The sequence below is a fragment of the Micromonospora sp. DT46 genome (assembly GCF_049841735.1).
Taxonomy (GTDB): Bacteria; Actinomycetota; Actinomycetes; order Mycobacteriales; family Micromonosporaceae; genus Micromonospora; species Micromonospora reichwaldensis.
Genome location: NZ_JBNCKW010000002.1, coordinates 443,786 through 461,933 on the forward strand (window position 1 = coordinate 443,786; position 18,148 = coordinate 461,933).

At 73.3% G+C, this 18,148-nt stretch carries 16 protein-coding genes; 3 read left to right on the plus strand and 13 right to left on the minus strand.

Translation table 11 applies throughout. The features are described 5' to 3' along the window. Nucleotides 1-268 precede the first annotated feature (268 nt). Nucleotides 269-1,603 carry a TrkH family potassium uptake protein gene (locus ACLQ20_RS06380; protein WP_425854528.1) on the plus strand — a complete coding sequence of 445 codons (1,335 nt, stop codon included), beginning with the start codon at nt 269-271 and terminating at the stop codon, nt 1,601-1,603. Beyond that, nucleotides 1,593-2,261, plus strand: a complete 669-nt coding sequence (locus ACLQ20_RS06385) for a potassium channel family protein (protein WP_151456484.1) — start codon at nt 1,593-1,595, stop codon at nt 2,259-2,261. Before ACLQ20_RS06380 ends, ACLQ20_RS06385 begins: the two co-directional genes overlap by 11 nt. A gap of 11 nt (nt 2,262-2,272) precedes the next feature. Here the strand turns inward: ACLQ20_RS06385 and ACLQ20_RS06390 are convergent, their stop codons facing one another. From ACLQ20_RS06390 to ACLQ20_RS06420, 7 genes are all read right to left on the minus strand, one after another. Continuing rightward, complete coding sequence (locus ACLQ20_RS06390; RefSeq protein ID WP_151456483.1) at nt 2,273-3,952, minus strand: serine/threonine-protein kinase; 1,680 nt, start codon at nt 3,950-3,952, stop codon at nt 2,273-2,275. A gap of 70 nt (nt 3,953-4,022) precedes the next feature. Continuing rightward, nucleotides 4,023-5,576, minus strand: a complete 1,554-nt coding sequence (locus ACLQ20_RS06395; protein ID WP_151456482.1) for a fused MFS/spermidine synthase — start codon at nt 5,574-5,576, stop codon at nt 4,023-4,025. Nucleotides 5,577-5,612: 36 nt separating this feature from the next. After that, nucleotides 5,613-6,653: a coiled-coil domain-containing protein gene (locus tag ACLQ20_RS06400; protein ID WP_151456486.1), complete on the minus strand. Its 1,041-nt coding sequence runs from the start codon at nt 6,651-6,653 to the stop codon at nt 5,613-5,615. Between the two features lie 192 nt (nt 6,654-6,845). Next, nucleotides 6,846-7,658: an inositol monophosphatase family protein gene (locus ACLQ20_RS06405; protein WP_151456481.1), complete on the minus strand. Its 813-nt coding sequence runs from the start codon at nt 7,656-7,658 to the stop codon at nt 6,846-6,848. Continuing rightward, entirely contained in the window at nt 7,651-8,103 is a 453-nt protein-coding gene (locus tag ACLQ20_RS06410; RefSeq protein ID WP_151456480.1) for a response regulator, read from the minus strand. The genes ACLQ20_RS06405 and ACLQ20_RS06410 overlap by 8 nt, the downstream gene beginning before the upstream one ends. Beyond that, nucleotides 8,100-9,872, minus strand: coding sequence for a sensor histidine kinase (locus ACLQ20_RS06415; protein WP_358120603.1), 1,773 nt, complete (start codon nt 9,870-9,872; stop codon nt 8,100-8,102). Before ACLQ20_RS06415 ends, ACLQ20_RS06410 begins: the two co-directional genes overlap by 4 nt. After that, nucleotides 9,869-11,047 (minus strand): PP2C family protein-serine/threonine phosphatase, encoded by a 1,179-nt coding sequence (locus ACLQ20_RS06420; protein ID WP_151456478.1) that lies wholly within the window; start codon nt 11,045-11,047, stop codon nt 9,869-9,871. Before ACLQ20_RS06420 ends, ACLQ20_RS06415 begins: the two co-directional genes overlap by 4 nt. Before the next feature lie 307 nt (nt 11,048-11,354). Here ACLQ20_RS06420 and ACLQ20_RS06425 point away from each other — a divergent pair, with 307 nt between their 5' ends. Continuing rightward, nucleotides 11,355-13,730 (plus strand): M28 family peptidase, encoded by a 2,376-nt coding sequence (locus ACLQ20_RS06425; RefSeq protein WP_425854534.1) that lies wholly within the window; start codon nt 11,355-11,357, stop codon nt 13,728-13,730. 84 nt (nt 13,731-13,814) lie between these two features. Here ACLQ20_RS06425 and ACLQ20_RS06430 read toward each other — a convergent pair whose 3' ends face one another. The 6 genes from ACLQ20_RS06430 to ACLQ20_RS06455 form a co-directional block, all read right to left on the minus strand. Beyond that, nucleotides 13,815-14,282, minus strand: a complete 468-nt coding sequence (locus tag ACLQ20_RS06430) for a hypothetical protein (protein WP_151457179.1) — start codon at nt 14,280-14,282, stop codon at nt 13,815-13,817. A 108-nt stretch (nt 14,283-14,390) separates the two neighbouring features. Then, the gene (locus tag ACLQ20_RS06435) at nt 14,391-15,035 is read right to left on the minus strand and encodes a response regulator transcription factor (protein WP_192581575.1); all 645 of its coding nucleotides are present in this window, start codon (nt 15,033-15,035) and stop codon (nt 14,391-14,393) included. Between the two features lie 35 nt (nt 15,036-15,070). Next, nucleotides 15,071-16,333 (minus strand): sensor histidine kinase, encoded by a 1,263-nt coding sequence (locus tag ACLQ20_RS06440; protein WP_151457177.1) that lies wholly within the window; start codon nt 16,331-16,333, stop codon nt 15,071-15,073. Nucleotides 16,334-16,426: 93 nt separating this feature from the next. Further along, complete coding sequence (locus tag ACLQ20_RS06445; RefSeq protein WP_007465523.1) at nt 16,427-16,681, minus strand: Smr/MutS family protein; 255 nt, start codon at nt 16,679-16,681, stop codon at nt 16,427-16,429. A 222-nt stretch (nt 16,682-16,903) separates the two neighbouring features. Continuing rightward, on the minus strand, nt 16,904-17,272 hold the full coding sequence (locus tag ACLQ20_RS06450) for a tetratricopeptide repeat protein (protein ID WP_327029645.1): 369 nt from the start codon (nt 17,270-17,272) through the stop codon (nt 16,904-16,906). Between the two features lie 98 nt (nt 17,273-17,370). After that, nucleotides 17,371-18,141: an ROK family protein gene (locus tag ACLQ20_RS06455; protein ID WP_151457175.1), complete on the minus strand. Its 771-nt coding sequence runs from the start codon at nt 18,139-18,141 to the stop codon at nt 17,371-17,373. Nucleotides 18,142-18,148 lie beyond the last annotated feature (7 nt).

Consider the following 18,148-nt stretch of genomic DNA (forward strand, 5'->3'; position numbering starts at 1 on the left):
TTGGCCGAGGACGGCGGCGCATCCCGCTGGTCACCGGCCTGGTGGGCGGCCTCGTCCGGCGGGGGCCGCCGCCCCCATGGATGGGGCGGCTCGACAGCGGCTGCGCAGCCCGGCGCGCCTGAGTCGTCTACGACATCAGCTCGACAGCCTCGCACAGGAAGGACGCCGGCGGGCGGATGGCGGCAGGGCGGGTGGCGGGGCGTGGTTTGGGCTCGGTCGGGATGCCGGTTTACACACCCGGATCGCGCCGGAAAAGGAAGATTGTCTGGTGCGCCGGCTTCTTCGTCACCCCGTACGGCTCGTGCCGCTCGGCTTCCTGGTGACGATCCTGGTCGGCACCGGACTGCTGATGCTGCCCTGGGCCACCAGCGAGTACCGGCACACCCCGTTCCTGACCGCCCTCTTCACCGCCACCTCGGCGGTCTCGGTGACCGGAATGGCGGTGGTGGACACCCCGAACTACTGGAACGGGTTCGGGCTCGTGATGATCACCGTGCTCACCCAGGTCGGCGGCCTCGGCATCGTGACCGGTGCGACCCTGGTGATCCTCGTGGTGGCCCGGCGGCTGGGGCTGCGCAGCCGGCTGCTGGTGCAGGCCGAGACCGCCGAGTTCGGCATCGGCGACGTACGCCGGCTGCTGCTGCACATCGCCGGCCTCGCGCTGGCCTGCGAGGCGGTCATCACCGCGATCCTGACCGCCCGGCTGTGGATCACCTACGACTACCCGTTCGACCGGGCCCTCTGGGGCAGCGTCTTCCACGCCGTCCAGGCCTTCAACAACGGCGGGTTCGCCCTCTACACCGACAGCATGGTCGCCTTCTCCACCGACGCCTGGGTCACCCTGCCGCTGGCCTTCGGCACGATCATCGGCGGGCTGGGCTTCCCGGCGCTCTTCGAGGCGGCGCGGGAGTGGCGGCACCCGACCCGGTGGGCGGTCGCCACCAAGCTGACCGTCTGGGGCAGCCTGACACTGCTGGTGGTGGGCTTCACCGCCCTGCTGACCATCGAGTGGGCCAACCCGCGCACCCTGGGCATCTACACCTGGCCGGACAAGCTCCTGGTGGCGTTCGCCCAGAACTCGTACATCCGCACCGGCGGTTTCAACGTCCTGGACGTGGACGGCCTGGAGGAGGAGAGCTATCCCCTCTTCATCGCGCTGATGTTCATCGGCGGCGGCAGCGCGAGCACGGCCGGCGGGATCAAGGTGGCGACCTTCTTCCTGCTCGCCTTCGTGATGTGGGCGGAACTGCGGGGAGAGCCGGACGTGACGGTCGGGAAACGCCGGGTGGCGACCGCCAGCCAGCGGCAGGCCATCACCGTCGCCCTGCTCAGCGTCGCGCTGTTGGCCTGCGGCACGGTGCTGCTGATCTTCATCACCGAGGGAGTCCCCTTCCACGCGGCGCTGTTCGAGGTCACGTCGGCGCTCACCACCACCGGACTCAGCGTCGGGATCGCCGCGTCGCTGCCGGAGAACGGCCAGCTCGCCCTGATCATCCTCATGTTCGTCGGCCGGATCGGGCCGCTGACCCTCGGGTCGGCGCTCGCCCTGAACACCCGCCGGCGGCTGTACCGCTACCCGGAGGAGCAACCCGTTGTCGGCTAGGAGGACGGACGAAGGCAGCGTCGTGGTGATCGGACTGGGCCGGTTCGGGTGTCACCTGTCCGGCGCACTGGCCGCGATGAACCACGAGGTGCTGGCCATCGACCGCAACCCGGAGCAGGTGCAGCGGTGGTCGGCGCAGCTCGACCGCGTCGTGCAGGCCGACTCCACCGAGGAGGGGTCGCTGCGCCAGCTCGGCGTGGCGGACTTCGGCCGGGCGGTGGTCGCCATCGGCGCCTCGTTGGAGGCGAGCGTGCTGACGGTGCTGGCGCTGGTCGAGCTGGGCGTACCGCAGATCTGGGCGCGGGCCACCTCGACGAAGCACGCCAAGATCCTGAACTCGGTCGGCGCGCACCACGTGATCTTTCCCGAGGCGGAGACCGGGGAGCGGCTGGCCCACCTCATCGTCAGCAGGATGCTCGACTTCATCGAGTTCGGCGACGACTTCGCCATCGCCAAGGTGTGCGCCCCGGAGGCGATGCTCGGCCGGCCGCTCTCGGAACTGACGCCCACCGGGCGCTACGGCGTACGCGTGGTGGGCGTGAAGCTGCCCGGGGAACGCTTCCGGTACGCCACCGACGCCACCGTGATCGCCCCGGGCAGCATGCTGATCGTCGAGGGGGACATCGAGCAGGTGCAACGGTTCTCGGAGTTCAGCTGACCCCGGCGGGCTCAGTCGTCGTCATCGTCCCTTTCCGTGTCCCTTTCCCTTTCCGTTTCCTGGCTTACTTTTTTTCCACCACCCGCCTTGCCCTTGCCCTTGCCGGAGTTGTCGGACTTGGCCTTGGACCCGCCGGAGTTCCCGGCCGACGTGCCAGCCTTCTTCGGCGGGGCCTTGACGGTGGGCGCCTTGACCGGTGCCTTGGCCGGCGCCTTGGTGGGTGCCACGCTGGGCGCCGCGCCGGCCACCCCGGAGACCTGCGCCCCGCAGGCCTCGTCACCGAGGCGGAACTCCAGCGGCAGCGGGTTGGCCCCGCCGTGGCGGCCGGTCAGCGTGAGTTTCTCGGACGCGCCGGGGGCCAGCGCGGCCCGCTCCGGAGCCGCCTCCACGAGCACCGTGCGCCCCTGCTGGCGCACCGGGACGGGGGTCGCCTTCGTCACGGTCTGCTGGCTGGGGAAGGTGAAGCTCAGCCGCCAGTCGCGCAACTCCCGCATGCCGGTGTTGGTCAGGGTCAGCTCGGCGGCGAAGTCCTTGCCGGAGTCCGTGCGCAGCGCGTACGTGACCCGGCAGGGCGGCGGCGTCTCCGCCCCCATCCGCGCCTCCGTCGGCTGGTCGATGCCGCCGCTGGCGGGGCTGTGCGAGGTCACCCCCCACAGCGCCGCGGTCACCGCCACCAGCCCGGCGGCGGCCACCCCCGCCTCGATCCGCCGGCGCCGGGTCGCCGCGCGCCGGTTGCGCGTACGGGAGAACGGCAGCGCGTCGGTCGCGGCGGACCAGGGCAGGATCGTGGTGCCGGCGGCGGCCAGCGCGGCCTCGTCCACGGGCCCCGATGCGGGGGAGACCGGCACCGGGGCGATCATGCCGGCGGCCTCGGCGAGCGTACGCGTGACCTCGGCGGTGGCGGGCCGGTCGCCCGGGCGCTTGGCCAGGCAGCGGCTCACGAGCTCGCGCACCTCGTCGGGCAGTCCCGGCACCGGCGGCATCGGCTCCGGCTCGTTGTACATGTGGGCGCGCAGCATCTGCGTGGTGGTGCTCGCCTGCCACGGCAGCCGGCCGGTGAGCATCCGGTAGAGCAGCAGGCCGACCGCGTACACGTCGGTGGCCGGGGAGACCTGGCCGTTGTCGAGCCGCTCCGGGGCGAGGTACGCGGGGGTGCCGAGCAGTGCGCCGTCCGGCCCCTTCTCCTTCTCCCCCACCAGCGCGGAGATGCCGAAGTCGACCACCTTCACGCCGGTGGCGGTCAGCATGACGTTGCCCGGGGTGACGTCGCGGTGCACCACGCCACGGGCGTGCGCGGTGGCCAGCGCCGAGGTGACCTCCGCGCCGATCGTCACCGCCTCCCGCCAGGGCAGACTGCCCCGGCGCAGCCGGCCGGTCAGCGACTCCCCGTCGACCAGCTCCATGACGACGTACGGCACGGTCAGGCCGACCTGCTCCGACTCGCCGTAGTCGTAGACGTTGGTGATGTTGGGGTGGCACAGCCGGGCCGCGGCCTGCGCCTCGATCCGGATGCGGTGCCGGAACGCGCGGTCGGCGGCCAGCCGCGACGCGAGCACCTTGACCGCCACCTGCCGGCCCAGCACCTCGTCGTAGCCGCGCCAGACGACGGACATGCCGCCCGCCCCCAGCTGTTCGATCAGCCGGTACCGTTCGCCCAGCAGTTGTGCGCCGTCCCGGATCGGTCCACCCATGAGGGTCGTTGTTGCCCCGGACCGACCCGGCTACACCTGAAGGGTCGGAATCGGTCAGCGATTCACCCGTTCAGGCGGTGGCGAGGAGCTGGTCCACGGGCGCGTAGTCGTCGGTCAGCACCAGCGCCTCGCCGACGAACGCGGTGAGGTCGGCACCCGCCAGCAGGCTGGCGTCCTCCCGCAGCTCGGCCAGCCGGGCGCGGACCGCCTCCAGCGGCAGCGGGGCGTCGGAGGCGACGATGAGGAAGTTCGAGCCCTCCTGACCGGCGAGCGCCGCCGCCGGGGCGATCAGGGCGACGTGCCGGAACTCGGCGGCGACGGTGGCCAGCTCGCTGCGGATGAAGCGCAGCGGCGGGTAGTCGATGACGTTCTGCACGTAGACGCCGCCGGGGCGGGTCACCCGGCGGACCTCGGCGGCCATCTCCCGGGTGGCGAGGTGCCAGGGCACCACCAGGTGCCCGAACGCGTCGCCGACCACGAGGTCGCGGCTGTCGGTGGCCTCCCCCGCGACGAGCAGCCGGGCGTCACCCACGACCGCCCGCAGGTCGGGCCCCTGGCGTACGCCGAGCTGCCGCTCGCCCAGCTCGACCAGCCCGCCGTCGATCTCGAACACGACGTTGTCGGTGCCCGGACGGGTGGCGGTCAGGTAGCGGGGCACGGTGAACCCGCCGCCGCCCAGGTGCAGCGCGTCGAGCCGCTGCCCCTGCGGGGCGACCACGTCGGCCACCGCCCCGATCCACCGGGTGTACGCGTACTCCAGGTGGGTGGGGTCGGCGAGGTCCACGTACGAGTGCTGCGCCGAGTTGAGCAGCAGGGTGCGGCCGGAGTCCCGGCCGGGATCGACCTCCACGCTGGCGCAGTGGTAGGCGGTCTCGATGTCGCACGGGTTCGGGGCGACGGTGGTCAGCCCGGCGCCGACGAGACCGAGCACCGCCAGGGCGGCCTTGGCGCGGGCGGGGCCGGGCAGCTCCGCGCGGTCCTGGCGGCGCAGCCACACCCCGAGGCCGAGCCCGGTGAGCCCGAGCGAGGCCGCCAGGGCGAACAGGATGACCGTGCTGGGCAGCGCGGCCACCAGCACGAAACCGGTGACCAGGGTGGCCGTGACCGCGCCCAGCGTGCCTACGCTGGAGAGCCGGCCGACCACCTGGCCGGTGCGCCGCAGGTCCGCGAGCTGGAGCTTGACGACCAGCGGGGTGACGGCGGCGAGCAGGGCCGCCGGCACGAAAACGGCGAGTGCGACGAGCAGCAGGATGGCCGAGGCCGCCCCGCCGCGCAGCACCTCGCCGGCGTACCGGACGACGGGCAGGGTGACGGCCGTGGCGATGCCGGCCAGCACCAGCGCCGGGGCCAGCATCGCCCTCGGGTTGCGCCGGTCGGCCAGCCAGCCGCCCGTCCACGCGCCGTAGGCGATGGCGGCCAGGGCGATGCCGATGACCGAGCTGGTCACCTGGAGGGTCACCCCGACGTACGGCCCGACCAGCCGCAGCGCGGCGGTCTCCAGCACCAGGACGGCGCCGCTGGAGAAGAAGACCAGGAACGCGGCGAGGCCGTTGGGCAGCGCCCGGGGGGTCGCCGCCGCCGGCTGGGTGGGCGGGACCGTGACGTCGGAGGATGGGGAGCTCACCCGCGCGATGGTACGCAGGAAAACTGGGCCCCCGGGTCAGTACATCGAGAGATGAACATGGTTCGTGTGGTCGGCGGCGGGGCTGCCGCTGCCGCCGTACGCCCGCCAGCCGGTGCCGGGGTGCCAGATCTGCCGGTACCAGATCACGTAGAGCACGCCCAGCCGGCTGGCGTTGCGCACGTGCCAGGCGGCGAGGCTGTCCCCGTACGCCTTGTCCCCGCCGGTGGCGGTCTTGTTCTCGAACCCGCCGGCCGCGGCCGAGAAGTCGCAGGCCCGGCCCTTGGGGTGCTCGCCGGAGGGGCGGTTGTCGAAACAGTTGACGTACCGCTTGTAGCCGGCCGCCTTGGTCTGGTTGAGGGCGTTGAGGGTGCGCGGGGTGATGCAGCCGGAGCTGGTCGGGTCGTTCAGCGAGCAGGACTCCGACGGCCAGGAGCCGTCCGAGTTGCGGGGGGCCGGCTTCGCCGAGGAGGAGCTGCCGCCGCTGAACCCGCCGCTGCTGCCCGAGCTGACCTCCGCGAGCGCCGCCTCGGCCTCCTTCTTCTTCTTCGCCATCACGGCGAGCTGCTTCTGCTGCTCCCGCACCTCGGTGTCGATGGCGATCTTGGCCTGTCGCGCCTGCTCCCGCGCCTCGATCAGGCTGCGCAGCCGCCTGCTGTCGCGCTGGGCCATCAGGTCGAGGCTGGCCGCCCGGTCCAGGAACGCCTCGGGGGAGGCGCTGTTGAGCAGCATCGACGTGGGCGTCAGCCGGCCCAGCCGGTAGGACTGTGCGGCCACCTCGCCGACCTGTGCGGTCAGCTCGACCAGCCGGACCTCCACGGCGCCCAACTGCCCGGCCAGCTGCTTCTGCCGGACCTTGGAGTTCTCCAGCTTCCCCTTGGCCTCGATGTGCGCCTTGGCGGTGGCTTCCAGGGCGTCCCGGAGCTTCTTGGTGCCGCCCTCGTTGGGCTCCGCGTACGCCGGCACGGCGCCGACGCCGAAGAGCAGCGTGACGGCGACGAGCAGGGCGGTCAGCGGACGGCGGGCACGTCGCCCGGCCGACAGGGCGGTCAGCGGGCGACCGTGACGCCCGACGGGCATGGTCCTGCGCACGAAAGCATCCTTCCGTCGGCCGCCGGCCCCGGATGACAACACGGCGCGGCGGCGGCCCCCGCCGGGCGCCGGTCGGCGGCCTGCTGGCGGAGACCGGCGGTCAGGATACCGGACGGAGCACGCCGGGCCAGGCCCGCGAACGCCCGGACCGTCGGACGTCCACGCAGGGTCGCAGCGACGTCACGCGCCGTCGAGCAGAGCCTCACGCACGTCCACCCAGATCTGCTCGCTCGCGGCGACCAGGAGGCCGTGGCCGTCGTCCCCCGGGCGGTAGTCGGTGCCGTCGAAGCGCCGCGCGACCCCGCCCGCCGCCCGGACCAGCAGGGCGCCCGGGGCGTGGTCCCACGGCAGGGTGCGCCAGAAGAGCACGAAGTCCTGGTCCCCGGTCAGCACGTCCAGGTACTCCCGGCCGGCGCAGTGCTGGCCGGGCAGCATCTCGCCCAGCCGCGCGCCGCCCGCCTCGACCAGCGCGCGCGGCGCGGCCGGCAGCGCGTGCGACATCGCGGCGCCGCGCACCGCGTCGAGCGCGGGCGCCCGGTCGCCGGTCCGCACCGGCCGGCCGTCGAGCCAGGTGCCCTCGCCGGCCCGCGCGACGGCCAGCGTCCCGGCGAGCGGGTCGAGCACCCACGCGGCGACGGGATCCCCGTCGGTCAGCAGCGCCACCATCAGCGCGAACGGCTGCCGGCCGGCGGCGAAGTTCGAGGTGCCGTCGACCGGGTCGACGAGCCACACGTCGCCGGAGGCGCGCAGGTGCTCCAGCAGGGCCGGGTCGTCGGCGACCGCCTCCTCGCCCACCACCACCGAGCCGGGGCGCAGCCGGCGCAGGGCCGCCGAGATCACCTCCTCGGCGCGGCGGTCTGCCACGGTGACGAGGTCGCCCGGCGCCTTCTCGCTCACGTCGGCCTCGTCGAGCTTGCGGAACAGCGGAAGCACGACCTGGTCGGCGGTCTCGCGCAGCAGACCACCGACGTCGTCGAGCAGGGTGTCAGCCACGCGGCGGCAGCTTCACCACGCTGACGAAGAACTCGTCGATCTGCCGGACCACCGAGATGAAGCGCTCGAAGTCCACCGGCTTCGTCACGTACGCGTTGGCGTGCAGCTGGTAGCTGCGCAGGATGTCCTCGTCGGCCTGGGAGGTCGTCAGCACCACCACCGGGATCCGGCAGAGCTGCTCGTCGGACTTGATCTCCTCCAGCACCTCCCGGCCGTCGCGGCGCGGCAGGTTCAGGTCGAGCAGGATCAGGTCCGGCTGCACCACGTCGGCGTACTGGCCCTCCCGCCGCAGGTAGGCGAGCGCCTCGGCGCCGTCGGAGACGACGGTCAGCCGGTTGCGGAGCTTGTGCTCCTCGAACGCCTCCTGGGTCATCAACACGTCACCCGGATCGTCCTCGACCAGCAGGACCTCGATCGGGCTCTTGCCGTCCGCCGGCGCGGTCATCCCACCGTCTCCCTCATGTCACCCGTTCTACCGCCTTCCGGTGCCCGGCCGGGCCCGTCCGTGGTCTCCGACTCGTCGGCGCGCCGGTCGGCCTGCGCCGGGGCGCCGCCCGTGCCGGCCCCGGCGGCGGGCTCGTCGCCGTCCCCGGGCGTCCCGTCGCCGTCCCCGGCCACGCCGTCCCCGGGCGCCGGCTCGTCCGCCGTCGACGCGGCGGCCGCCTCGACGTCCTCGGGGAGCGCCGGGAGGGTGAAGCGGATCGCCGTGCCCTCCTCGGTGCCCGTGTCCACCCAGACCCGACCGCCGTGGTACTCCACGATCTTCTTGACGATCGCCAGCCCGATCCCGGTGCCCGGGTACGCGTCCTTCGCGTGCAGCCGCTGGAAGATGACGAAGATCTTGTCGGCGAACTCCGGCTCGATCCCGATGCCGTTGTCCTGGCAGCTGATCTCCCACTCGTCGCCCACGAGACGGGCCGAGACGTGCACCTTCGGGGGCACGTCGGGGCGGCGGAACTTGACCGAGTTGCTGACCAGGTTGGCCAGCAGGTTCGTCAGCAGCGGCTCCTCGCCACGGATGACGGGCAGCTCGCCCCAGGTCAGCTCCGCGTCGGCGTACTGCCGGGCCGCCTCGGTCTGGCCGGCCACGTCGCCCATGATCTTGTTCATGTCGACCTCGGTGAAGCCGGTGGTGAGCCGGCCGATCCGGGAGAAGGCGAGCAGGTCGTTGATCAGACGCTGCATCCGCTGCGCGCCGTCGACCGCGAACGCGATGTACTGGTCGGCCCGCTCGTCCAACTGCCCCGCGTAGCGGCGCTGGAGGAGCTGGCAGAAGCTGGCCACCTTGCGCAGCGGCTCCTGGAGGTCGTGCGAGGCGACGTACGCGAACTGCTCCAGGTCACGGTTGGAGCGGGTGAGTTCCTCGGCCTGCTTCTGGAGCTGGCTGTTGACCCACTCGATCCGCTCCCGGGCCTCCCGTACCTCGGCCAGGTCCTTGGCGATCTTGCGCCGCATGGCGTCCACGTCCTCGGCGAGCCGGAGGAACTCGGGCGGACCGGCGCCGGCGATCCCGTGCTGGTAGTCGCCCTCGGCCACCTCGCGGACCTGGTCGGCGAGGCCGGTCAGCGGGCGGATCACCATCTTGTCCAGGGAGACCAGCAGCATGCTGCCGGCGATGATCACCACCGCGAGGGCGGCGATCAGCAGGACGACCAGCAGGTTGCTCGTCCGCAGGACGTCCTCGGCACTGCGCTGCCGGGCCTCGAAGATCTCCTGCTGGAGATGGTCGACGGCGCCGCGTACGTCGTCGAACTGCTCCCGCGCCTGGTCGGTGATGAGCGCCTGCCCCGCGGTCGTGCCGTTCTGCTGCGTCGTGGTGACCACCGGCACCGCCACCGCCTGGCGCCACGCCTCGGCCCGTTCCTCGACCAGCCGGATCTCCTGCCGAAGCTCCGGATAGTCGTCGACCAGCCGCTGCATCGAGGCGACCAGGTCCTGCTCGCGCTTCCGGCCCGCCTCGTACGGCGTCAGGTCCGCCGGGTTGCCGCTGACCGCGTAGCCGCGGACCGCCGTCTCCTGGTCCAGCAACGCGTTCAGCAGCTCCTGCGCCTGCACCCGCAGCGGGCCGGTCTTGTACAGGATCGCGTCGATGTGCGTCCGGTTCTTCGCCGCCAGCGCCACCTCGCCGCCGGCCAGCCCGATCAGCAGGACCGCGACGACGGTGAGCAGCGTGACGACCCGCCGGCGCAGGGTCCAGTCGCCGACGCGCGTCACCTGCCACCGCCCCGGCTGACCAGGAGCATGGCGACGTCGTCGGCGAACGGACCGCCGTTGAGCTGCTCGGCTCGCCCGACCAGCCAGGCCGGCAGCTCCGACAGCGGCACGGCGAGGGTCGCCGGATCGGCGAGCAGTCCGCTGAGGCCCGGCACGTCGAGGCGCTCGTCGCCCTCGCCGATCCGGCCCTCGATGAGGCCGTCGGTGTACATCAACAGGGACCAGTCATCGGTGTCGAACTCCAGGTCGTAGGCCACGGGCCGGCGGGGTCGTACGCCGAGCAGCAGGCCGCCGGGTGCCGGAACCGGCACCACCTTGCCCCCGGCGAGCAGCAGCGGCGGCGGGTGCCCGGCCAGCCGGACGGTGGCCCGGTTGGCGTCGAGGTCCAGCCGCACGGTCGCGACGGTCGCGAAGATCTCCTGGAGCCGGCGCTCGCTCATCAGCACCTGTTCAAGCGCCGGGAGCACCTCGTCGTCGGGCACACCGGCGAGGATCAGCGCCCGCCAGGCGACCCGGAGCTCGACGCCGAGGGCCGCCTCGTCCACGCCGTGCCCGCAGACGTCGCCGACGATCAGGTCGAGCCGGTCGGGCCGGGTCTGCACCACGTCGTAGAAGTCACCGCCGATCAGGGCGGCGTGCCGGCCGGGCCGGTAGAAGGTGTGCACCGCGACGACGTCGGTGGTCATCAGCGGCTGGGGCAGCAGGCCCCGTTCGAGGCGGGCGGACTCGGCCTGGCGCAACTCGACCTCGCGCAGCCGCCGGGCGTTCTCGTCGGCCCGCTTGCGCTCCACCGCGTAGCGCAGCGCCCGGGTCAGCAGCACCCCGTCGACCTGGCCCTTGACCAGGTAGTCCTGGGCGCCCTCGGCGACGGCGACGATGCCGAGGTGCTCGTCGGAGCGGCCGGTCAGCACGCAGACGGCGGCGCCACTGGCCATCTCCAGCACCTGACGCAGCCCGTCGAGGCCCTGCGCGTCGGGCAGGCCCAGGTCGAGCAGGACGCAGTCGACGCCCATCACGCGCTGCCGGGCCTCGCTGAGGCTGGTCGCCACCAGCAGGTCGATCATCGAGTTGGTCTCGGCGAGCAGCTCACCGACCAGGAAGGCGTCGCCCTCGTCGTCCTCCACCAGCAGCACCCGCAGCCGCTCGCCGGGAGGCAGGTTGGGATGACGTCCCATGCCGCCGTGCGGATACGGCACGACGGAGGAACCGGCCATGCCGGTCCCCCGGTGCGGCCGGGTCACCGCCGCGAGACGCGGGAGATCGCTGGTGATGTCGGGCTCCTTCCGAGTGCCCTGCTGATCCTGTATTAGACAACGTTCGCACACAACACGACGGGCTCCGCATGCGCGGGCATGGGTCGGATCACTGTGCGGCGAGGGGCAAAGCGGGCGTCCGCGCTCCCCCGGCCCGCACCGGGAGTCCCGCTGACGGCCGCCGGGGTGCAGGATGGTGCCCACCTGAGACCCGTCCCGAGGAGACCCCGTGGGCGCACCCCCCACCCGCCCCGCCGACCGCGCGCTGGCCCGGCCCCGTCGCCGGCTGGTCGCCGCCGCGGCGGCGCTCGCCGCGCTCGTCGCCGTCGGCGCCGGCACCCTGCTCGACCTGCGCACCCCCGCGCCGCGCCCGGCCGACGCACCGCCGGGCGAGTTCAGCGCCGCCCGGGCGTACGAGCACGTCGAAGTCGTCGCCGCGCGGACGCACGTGGCGGGCAGCCCCGCCAACGACCAGGTCCGCGCGCACGTCGAGGGGGTGCTGCGCGGCCTCGGCCTGGAGACCGAGGTGCAGGACACCGTCGTGCCCGAGGCCGGCCAGCTCAGCGGGGCGGCCGGCGGGGCCGCCCTGGCCCGGGTCCGCAACGTGGTGGCCCGGCTGCCCGGCACCGACCCCACCGGCAAGGTCTTCCTCGTCTCGCACTACGACTCGGTGCAGTCCGGGCCGGGCGGCAACGACGACGCCGCCGGCACCTCGGCCATCCTGGAGGTGGCCCGCGCCCTGGCCGCCGGTCCCCGGCCACGCAACGACATCGTCTTCGTGCTCACCGACGCCGAGGAGGCGTGCCTGTGCGGGGCGGCGGCGTTCGCGTCCAGCCACCCGCTGGCCGCCGGCGGCGGCGTCGTGCTCAACCTGGAGGCACGCGGCTCGACCGGCCCGGTGATCATGTTCGAGACGTCGCGGGACAACGCCGCCCTGGTGGACGCCTTCGGCCGGGCCGCGCCGCACCCCGTGGGCACCTCGTTCGCCGTGGAGATCTACCGCGCGCTGCCCAACGACACCGACTTCACCGCGTTCCTCGACAACGACTTCGTCGGGCTGAACTCGGCGTACATCGACGGCGGGGCGATCTACCACACTCCGCTGGACACTCCCGCCGCCATGGACCGGTCGAGCCTCCAGCACCACGGCGACAACGCCCTCGGCCTCGCCCGTGAGTTCGGCCGGGTCGACCTGAGGGCGCTGGACTCCGGGAACGACGCCACCTACTTCCCCGTCCCTGGCGGGCTGGTCCGCTACCCCGGCTGGCTGGTCCTGCCGTTGGCGCTGCTCGCGCTCGCCGCAGTGGCGGCCCTCGGCTGGCTCGCCCTGCGGCGGGGCCGCACCACCGGGGGCCGGCTCGCCGCCGGGTTCGGGCTGGCGCTGCTGCCGCTCGTGCTCGCCCCGCTCGCCGCGCAGCTGCTCTGGGCGGCGATCACCGCGCTGCGGCCCGGCTACGCCGAGCTGCTCGACCCGTACCGGCCCACCTGGTACCGGCTGGCCGTGGTGGCGCTCGCCGCCGCCGTCCTGTTCACCTGGTACGCGCTCACCCGCCGCCGGGTCGGCCCGGCCGCGCTCGCCGTCGGCGGGCTGGGCTGGCTGGCCGTGCTCGGGGTGCTGCTCGCCGTGCTGGTGCCCGGCGGGGCGTACCTCGTCACCATCCCGGCCCTGGCCGGCGCGGCGGCCGGGCTGGTCGCGCTGAGCGTGCGGATCGACGGTCCGTGGCCGGTGGTCGCGTCGACCCTGGCCGCCGCGGTGGCCGTGGTGATCCTGCTGCCCACCGTGGTCCTGCTCTTCCCGGCGCTCGGCATGGCGATGGGCGGGGTCGCGGCGCTGGTCGCGGTGCTGCTCGGCCTCGCCGCGCTGCCGGTGGTCGACCTGCTGCACCCGCAGGCCGGCGGGCAGCGCGGACTGGTCGCCGTGCGCGCGCGCCGGCTCGGCGCGCTGCCGGCCGCCGCCACCGCGCTGGCGGCCGTGGTCCTCGCCGGGGTCGGGTTCGCCGTCGACCGCTTCGACGCCGCGCACCCCGCGCCCACCCACCTGATGTACGCCCTCGACGCCGGCAGCGGCCAGGCCCGCTGGCTCAGCCACGAGGAGGACCCGCAGCCCTGGACCGACGGCTACGTCGACGAGGTGACCGAGGTCGCCGACTTCCCCGGCCTGGGCGACACCGAGCTGCGCGCCGGCCCGGCGCAGCCGGCGAACCTGCCCGCCCCCAAGCTGGAGGTGCTCGCCGACACCACCGCCGGCGCCGAGCGCACCCTGCGCCTGCGGCTCGTCCCGCAACGCCAGGTCCGCCTGACCACCCTGCACGTCGACGCGGCGACCGCGACGGTACTGCGGGCGGAGGTGGCCGGCCGGGCGGTGCCGGTGGAGGCCCGAAAGGGCCGCTGGGGCTTCGGCCTGGTCTTCCACGCCCCGCCGCCGGAGGGGATCGAGGTGACGCTGACCGTCACGCCTAAGGCGGGGCAGGTGGCGCTGCGCGCGATGGACGCCAGCGACGGCCTGGACGCCCTGCCCGGCTTCCGCCCGCGCCCGCCGGACGTGGGGATCGTGGGCTCGCACAGCTCGGAGATGCTGGCCGTGGCCCGTACCTATCCGCTCTAGGGCAGGCGGCGGGGGTGGCTCGGAGAACGGTCGGTCGCCGAGCCACCCCCGCACCTGTCAGCAGCGGGTCGCCGTGACGTCAGCTCAGCCGCGGGTGACCGTGACCTCGGCGGTGAAGGCGCCGCTGCCGTTGCCCGGCGCGTCGTCGTTGATCCGCAGGTACAGCGTGCTGCCGGAGCCGTAGTAGGTGAACGTCGTGCCGGTCCCGGCGTACCGGTAGTTGCCGTTGGTCTTGGCCAGCAGCGAGAAGGCGCGGGCGTTCGTCATCGGGAACTTCGAGTCGCCGGCCATGTTCGTCCAGCCCTGCGGCCCGTTCTGCCCGGTGAGCCACACGCCGGACCAGATCGACCCGTAGGCGCTGATCTGGACCCGGTCGCCGTACTGTAGCCAGCAGCCGGAGTTGACGTCGTACGACGCCTCCTCGACCTGCTTGGTCTCCTCGCAGACGATCGTGCTGGTGGCCGCCGCCTGTGCCGGCGTCACACCGACCAGCGCGCTGCCCGCCACGGCCGCCGCCACCGCGAACCGGGCCGAAACCGTCTTGAACCTCATGTGGTCCCCCTCGAAATGGTTGCCGTTACGGAGATCAACACTAGGAACTTGGACGTCGGGGCACCTCAGTGCGAGCACGTAATTGCTGTCGGCCAGGGGTCAGTCCGGTCAGTCCGCCAGGAAGGTCAGCACCGCGAGCACCCGCCGGTGGGTGTCCGGCTCGTCGGCCAGGCCGAGCTTGGCGAAGATGCTGCGTACGTGGGTCTCCACGGTGCGCTCGGAGAGGTGGAGTTCGGCGGAGATGCCCCGGTTGGCCCGACCCGCCGCCATCCGGGCCAGGATCTCCCGCTCACGCGGTGACAGCGCGCCGACACCGACCGACACGCGCGGGCGGCGCAACAGCCGGTCGACCACGATCGGATCGATCGCCGTGCCCGCCGCCGCGACTCTGCGCACGTCGCGGACGAACCCGGTGACGTCGGTGATCCTGTCCTTGAGCAGATAGCCGACCCCGCCGCCGGGCTGCTGGAGCAGGGCCAGGGCCTCCCGGTGCTCCAGGTGCTGGGACAGCAGGAGCACGGCGACGCCGGGGTGACGACGGCGTACGGCCAGCGCGGCGCGGACGCCCTCCACGGTGAAGCTGGGCGGCATGCGGATGTCGACGATCGCGATGTCCGGCTGGTGCTCGGCGACAGCGGCCAGCAGTTGCTCGCCGTCGCCCACCTCGGCCACGACCGTGATGCCGTGCTGCTGAAGCAACAGCGCCAGGCCGCTGCGCAGCAGTACAGAGTCGTCGGCCAGAACCGCCCGCACACCACCGTCCCGAGCGGCGACCGGTACGGCCCGGGTCATGACGCCGCGAGTGGCATGACGGCGCGTACCGCCGTGCCACGCCCCCGGGTGCTCGACACCCGCAAGGTCCCGCCGCACGACTCGACGCGCTCGCGCAGGCCGTGCAGCCCGCCACCCGGCACCGCGAGCGCGCCGCCGATCCCGTCGTCGTGGACGGTAACCTCGACCCGGCCGCCGCTGGTGGCGAGCGTGACGGACACCCGGCCCGCCCGGGCGTGTTTCTGGCTGTTCGTGACCGCCTCCATGGTGACGAAGTAGGCGGCGACCGCGACCGGTTCGGGCAACGTGAGGTGGCTGACCCGGTCGTCGACCAGGACGGGGACCGCGGCGCGCTCGGCGATGGCAGCCACCGCCCCGGAGAGGCCGTGGCACACCAGGGCCGCCGGGTTCATGCCCCGGACGAGGTCGCGCAGATCGGCGATCGCCTGCTCGACCTCCGCCGCGCCGCGCGCGACCAGGGCGGGATCGTCCTGCCGCAGCATCATTGCGGCGGCGAGCAGCCGCTGTTGCACTCCGTCGTGCACGTCACGCTCCACCCTGCGGCGCTCCCGGTCGCGAGCCCGGAGCAGGTGGCGGCGCTCGGCGCGGTGCATGCTGAGCGCGGCCCCGACCGGGATCAGCGCCGCACCGAGGGCGTAGAGCGTGGTCGGCCAGTGCCCGGAGCCGTAGGCGACAGTGCTCAGCATCGCCGTGCACAGGCCGTTCACTGCCAACGCGGCCCAGAACGGGGCGTACACATGCCGTTCGGCGCGGTCGGCCCGGCGGTACCGCACGATGAACAGCCCGGCGAGAAACACGCCGACCAGCGGATAGGACCACGCCCGCAGGTGCAGCAGATGACCGGTGCTCAGTGTCCCGGCCACCATGGCCCCGGCGACGAGCACCGGCCAGTACGCGTAGCCGGCCGCGGCGACGAGCCGCTCCCACCGCCCCCGCAGTCGGCCCGACGACACGATGAGACCGGCGTGCAGGTGCATCGGGTCGTGCACGATGCTCAGCATCATGCCGGCGGTGAACAGGGCGGGCAGGGTGACGCGACCCCAGGCGTCCAGCAGCCACACCAGGCCACAGACCACCAGCAACGGCCCGATGCGGTTGGCGGGACGCTCCCGCCACAGCCGCAGTCCCACCTCGACGTGCAGGACCCCGGTGACGGCGAGACAGGCCAGCTCCCAGGGATCCGTCCAGTACAGCGCCAGCAGCGGTCCGCACAGCAGCGTCGCGGTCGCGACGCGGAGCGGCCACCGTAGAAGTTCCATGATCAGGATGGTGCCGCGTGGTCGCAAGCATCGGTGTACGTCCGTCGGCAGCCCGACTTTCCGCCCACGGGTGGGTCGGGGAAGCGGAAGCTCCTACTTCCAGCGGAAGTGGACGAAGAGGCGGCCGAAGTTCTTCGAGTCCTTCTCGACCCGGTGGTAGAGCTGCTTGACGTCCTTCTGGTCGAGGAAGCGCAGCACCCGCTTCTTGAGCTGGCCGGAGCCCTTGCCGGGGATGATCTCGACGAGGGTGGCCTTCTTCGCCACGGCCTCGTCCATGATCCCGCGCAGGGCCCGGTCGATGTCCTGGCCCTTGTTGAAGATCTCGTGCAGGTCCAGCTTCAGCTTCACCGCACACCCGCCGCCAGCTCACGTCCCATGACGCCGATGGTAGGCCGCCCGACGCCGCCGGCGCACCGACCGCTGATCAGGACGCCATGGACGTCATGGACGTCATCCGACGACTCTGACGTCCATGGCGTCCTGATCACCATCGGCGCTCGGCGTTACGCGTCCCCGTGACGAGCGCGAGGGCGGGGCAGCTCCACCGAGCTGCCCCGCCCTCGTCCGCCGTCAGCGGGTGCCCTCGACCCGGGTCTGCACCCGGTCCAGGGCGGTGCGGTAGTCGTCGTTGCCGCTGTGCATGGCCGCCGCGATACGCAGGTGCCGCAGCGCGTCGGCGTGCCGGTTGAGCCGCTCCAGCGTGCGGCCCAGCACGTGGTGGGCGTAGTGGTCGGCGGGGTCCCGGTCGATCAGCTCCCGCAGTTGCGCCTCGGCCCGGTTGAGCTGGGCCGAGTGGAAGTACGCGCGGGCGAGCAGCTGGCGTACCGAGGCGTTGCCGGGCTCGGCCTCGACGATCGGCTCGAGCAGCCGGGCAGCCCCGGTCGGGTCACCGGCCTCGAAGAACATGGTCGCCCGCCGGTACTCGGCCAGAAGGTCCATCCGACCCACCCCCTCGTGTCGCGCCACTGTCCCGACGCTGGCACAACATCAGCCGTACCGCGACTGTTCCCGGGGCCGGGACACCGCGCGGGCCGGGGTCAGGTGGGGGCGCCGTGCCGGCCGGCGGCCAGCTCCCAGGCGCGCACGCCGCCGACGATGCCGGCGGTGTTGGGGACCACCACCACGTCGTCGCCCATCCGGGCGAGCTGCTCGGGGCGGATCAGCCGGGAGTTGCCGCCGCCCAGGTAGAGGCGGTCCCAGCGGAACACCGGGCGCAGCCCGTCCACGACCTGGCGGATGCGGCGGGACCAGAACGCGTCCCCGAGGCGGCGCCGCTCCGGCTCCCCGACGTACGTGTCGTAGGTGGTGTTCCAGCGCACCGGGGCGTGGGACAGCTCCAGGTGCGGGGCGAGCACCCCGCCGTCGAAGAGCGCGCTGCCCAGCCCGGTGCCGAGGGTCAGCACCAGCTCGCAGCCGGTCCCGGCGACCACCCCGGCGCCGTGCACCTCGGCGTCGTTGAGCACCAGCGCGGGCACCCCGAACGCCTCGGCGAGCGCGGTCCGCGCGTCGTACCCGGACCACTGGGCGACCAGGCCCGGGTCGACCTTCGACCGGGGGCCGGAGCGGGTCACGTAGTGCGGGGTGGCGACCACCACCCCGTGCCGGATCATGCCCGGCAGGCCGACGGTGAGCCGGTCCGCCGTGGGCAGCCGGCCGGCGAGGTCCAGCAGCGTCTTCACGAAGAGCGCCGGCGGCAGGGGGTACGGCGTGGGCACCCGCAGCGGCCGGGCGCGCATCGTGCCCGCCTCGTCCAGCACGGATGCCTTGATCCCGCCGCCGCCACAGTCGATCGCCAGTGTGGTCACCACCCGAGCA

Coding starts and splice junctions, on each gene's coding strand:
- ACLQ20_RS06400 (WP_151456486.1), bottom strand. CDS start 6,653: ATGCCCGTCGGGCGTCACGGTCGCCCGCTGACCGCCCTGTCGGCCGGG.
- ACLQ20_RS06390 (WP_151456483.1), bottom strand. CDS start 3,952: ATGGGTGGACCGATCCGGGACGGCGCACAACTGCTGGGCGAACGGTAC.
- ACLQ20_RS06410 (WP_151456480.1), bottom strand. CDS start 8,103: ATGACCGCGCCGGCGGACGGCAAGAGCCCGATCGAGGTCCTGCTGGTC.
- ACLQ20_RS06440 (WP_151457177.1), bottom strand. CDS start 16,333: ATGGAACTTCTACGGTGGCCGCTCCGCGTCGCGACCGCGACGCTGCTG.
- ACLQ20_RS06450 (WP_327029645.1), bottom strand. CDS start 17,272: ATGGACCTTCTGGCCGAGTACCGGCGGGCGACCATGTTCTTCGAGGCC.
- ACLQ20_RS06420 (WP_151456478.1), bottom strand. CDS start 11,047: ATGGGACGTCATCCCAACCTGCCTCCCGGCGAGCGGCTGCGGGTGCTG.
- ACLQ20_RS06430 (WP_151457179.1), bottom strand. CDS start 14,282: ATGAGGTTCAAGACGGTTTCGGCCCGGTTCGCGGTGGCGGCGGCCGTG.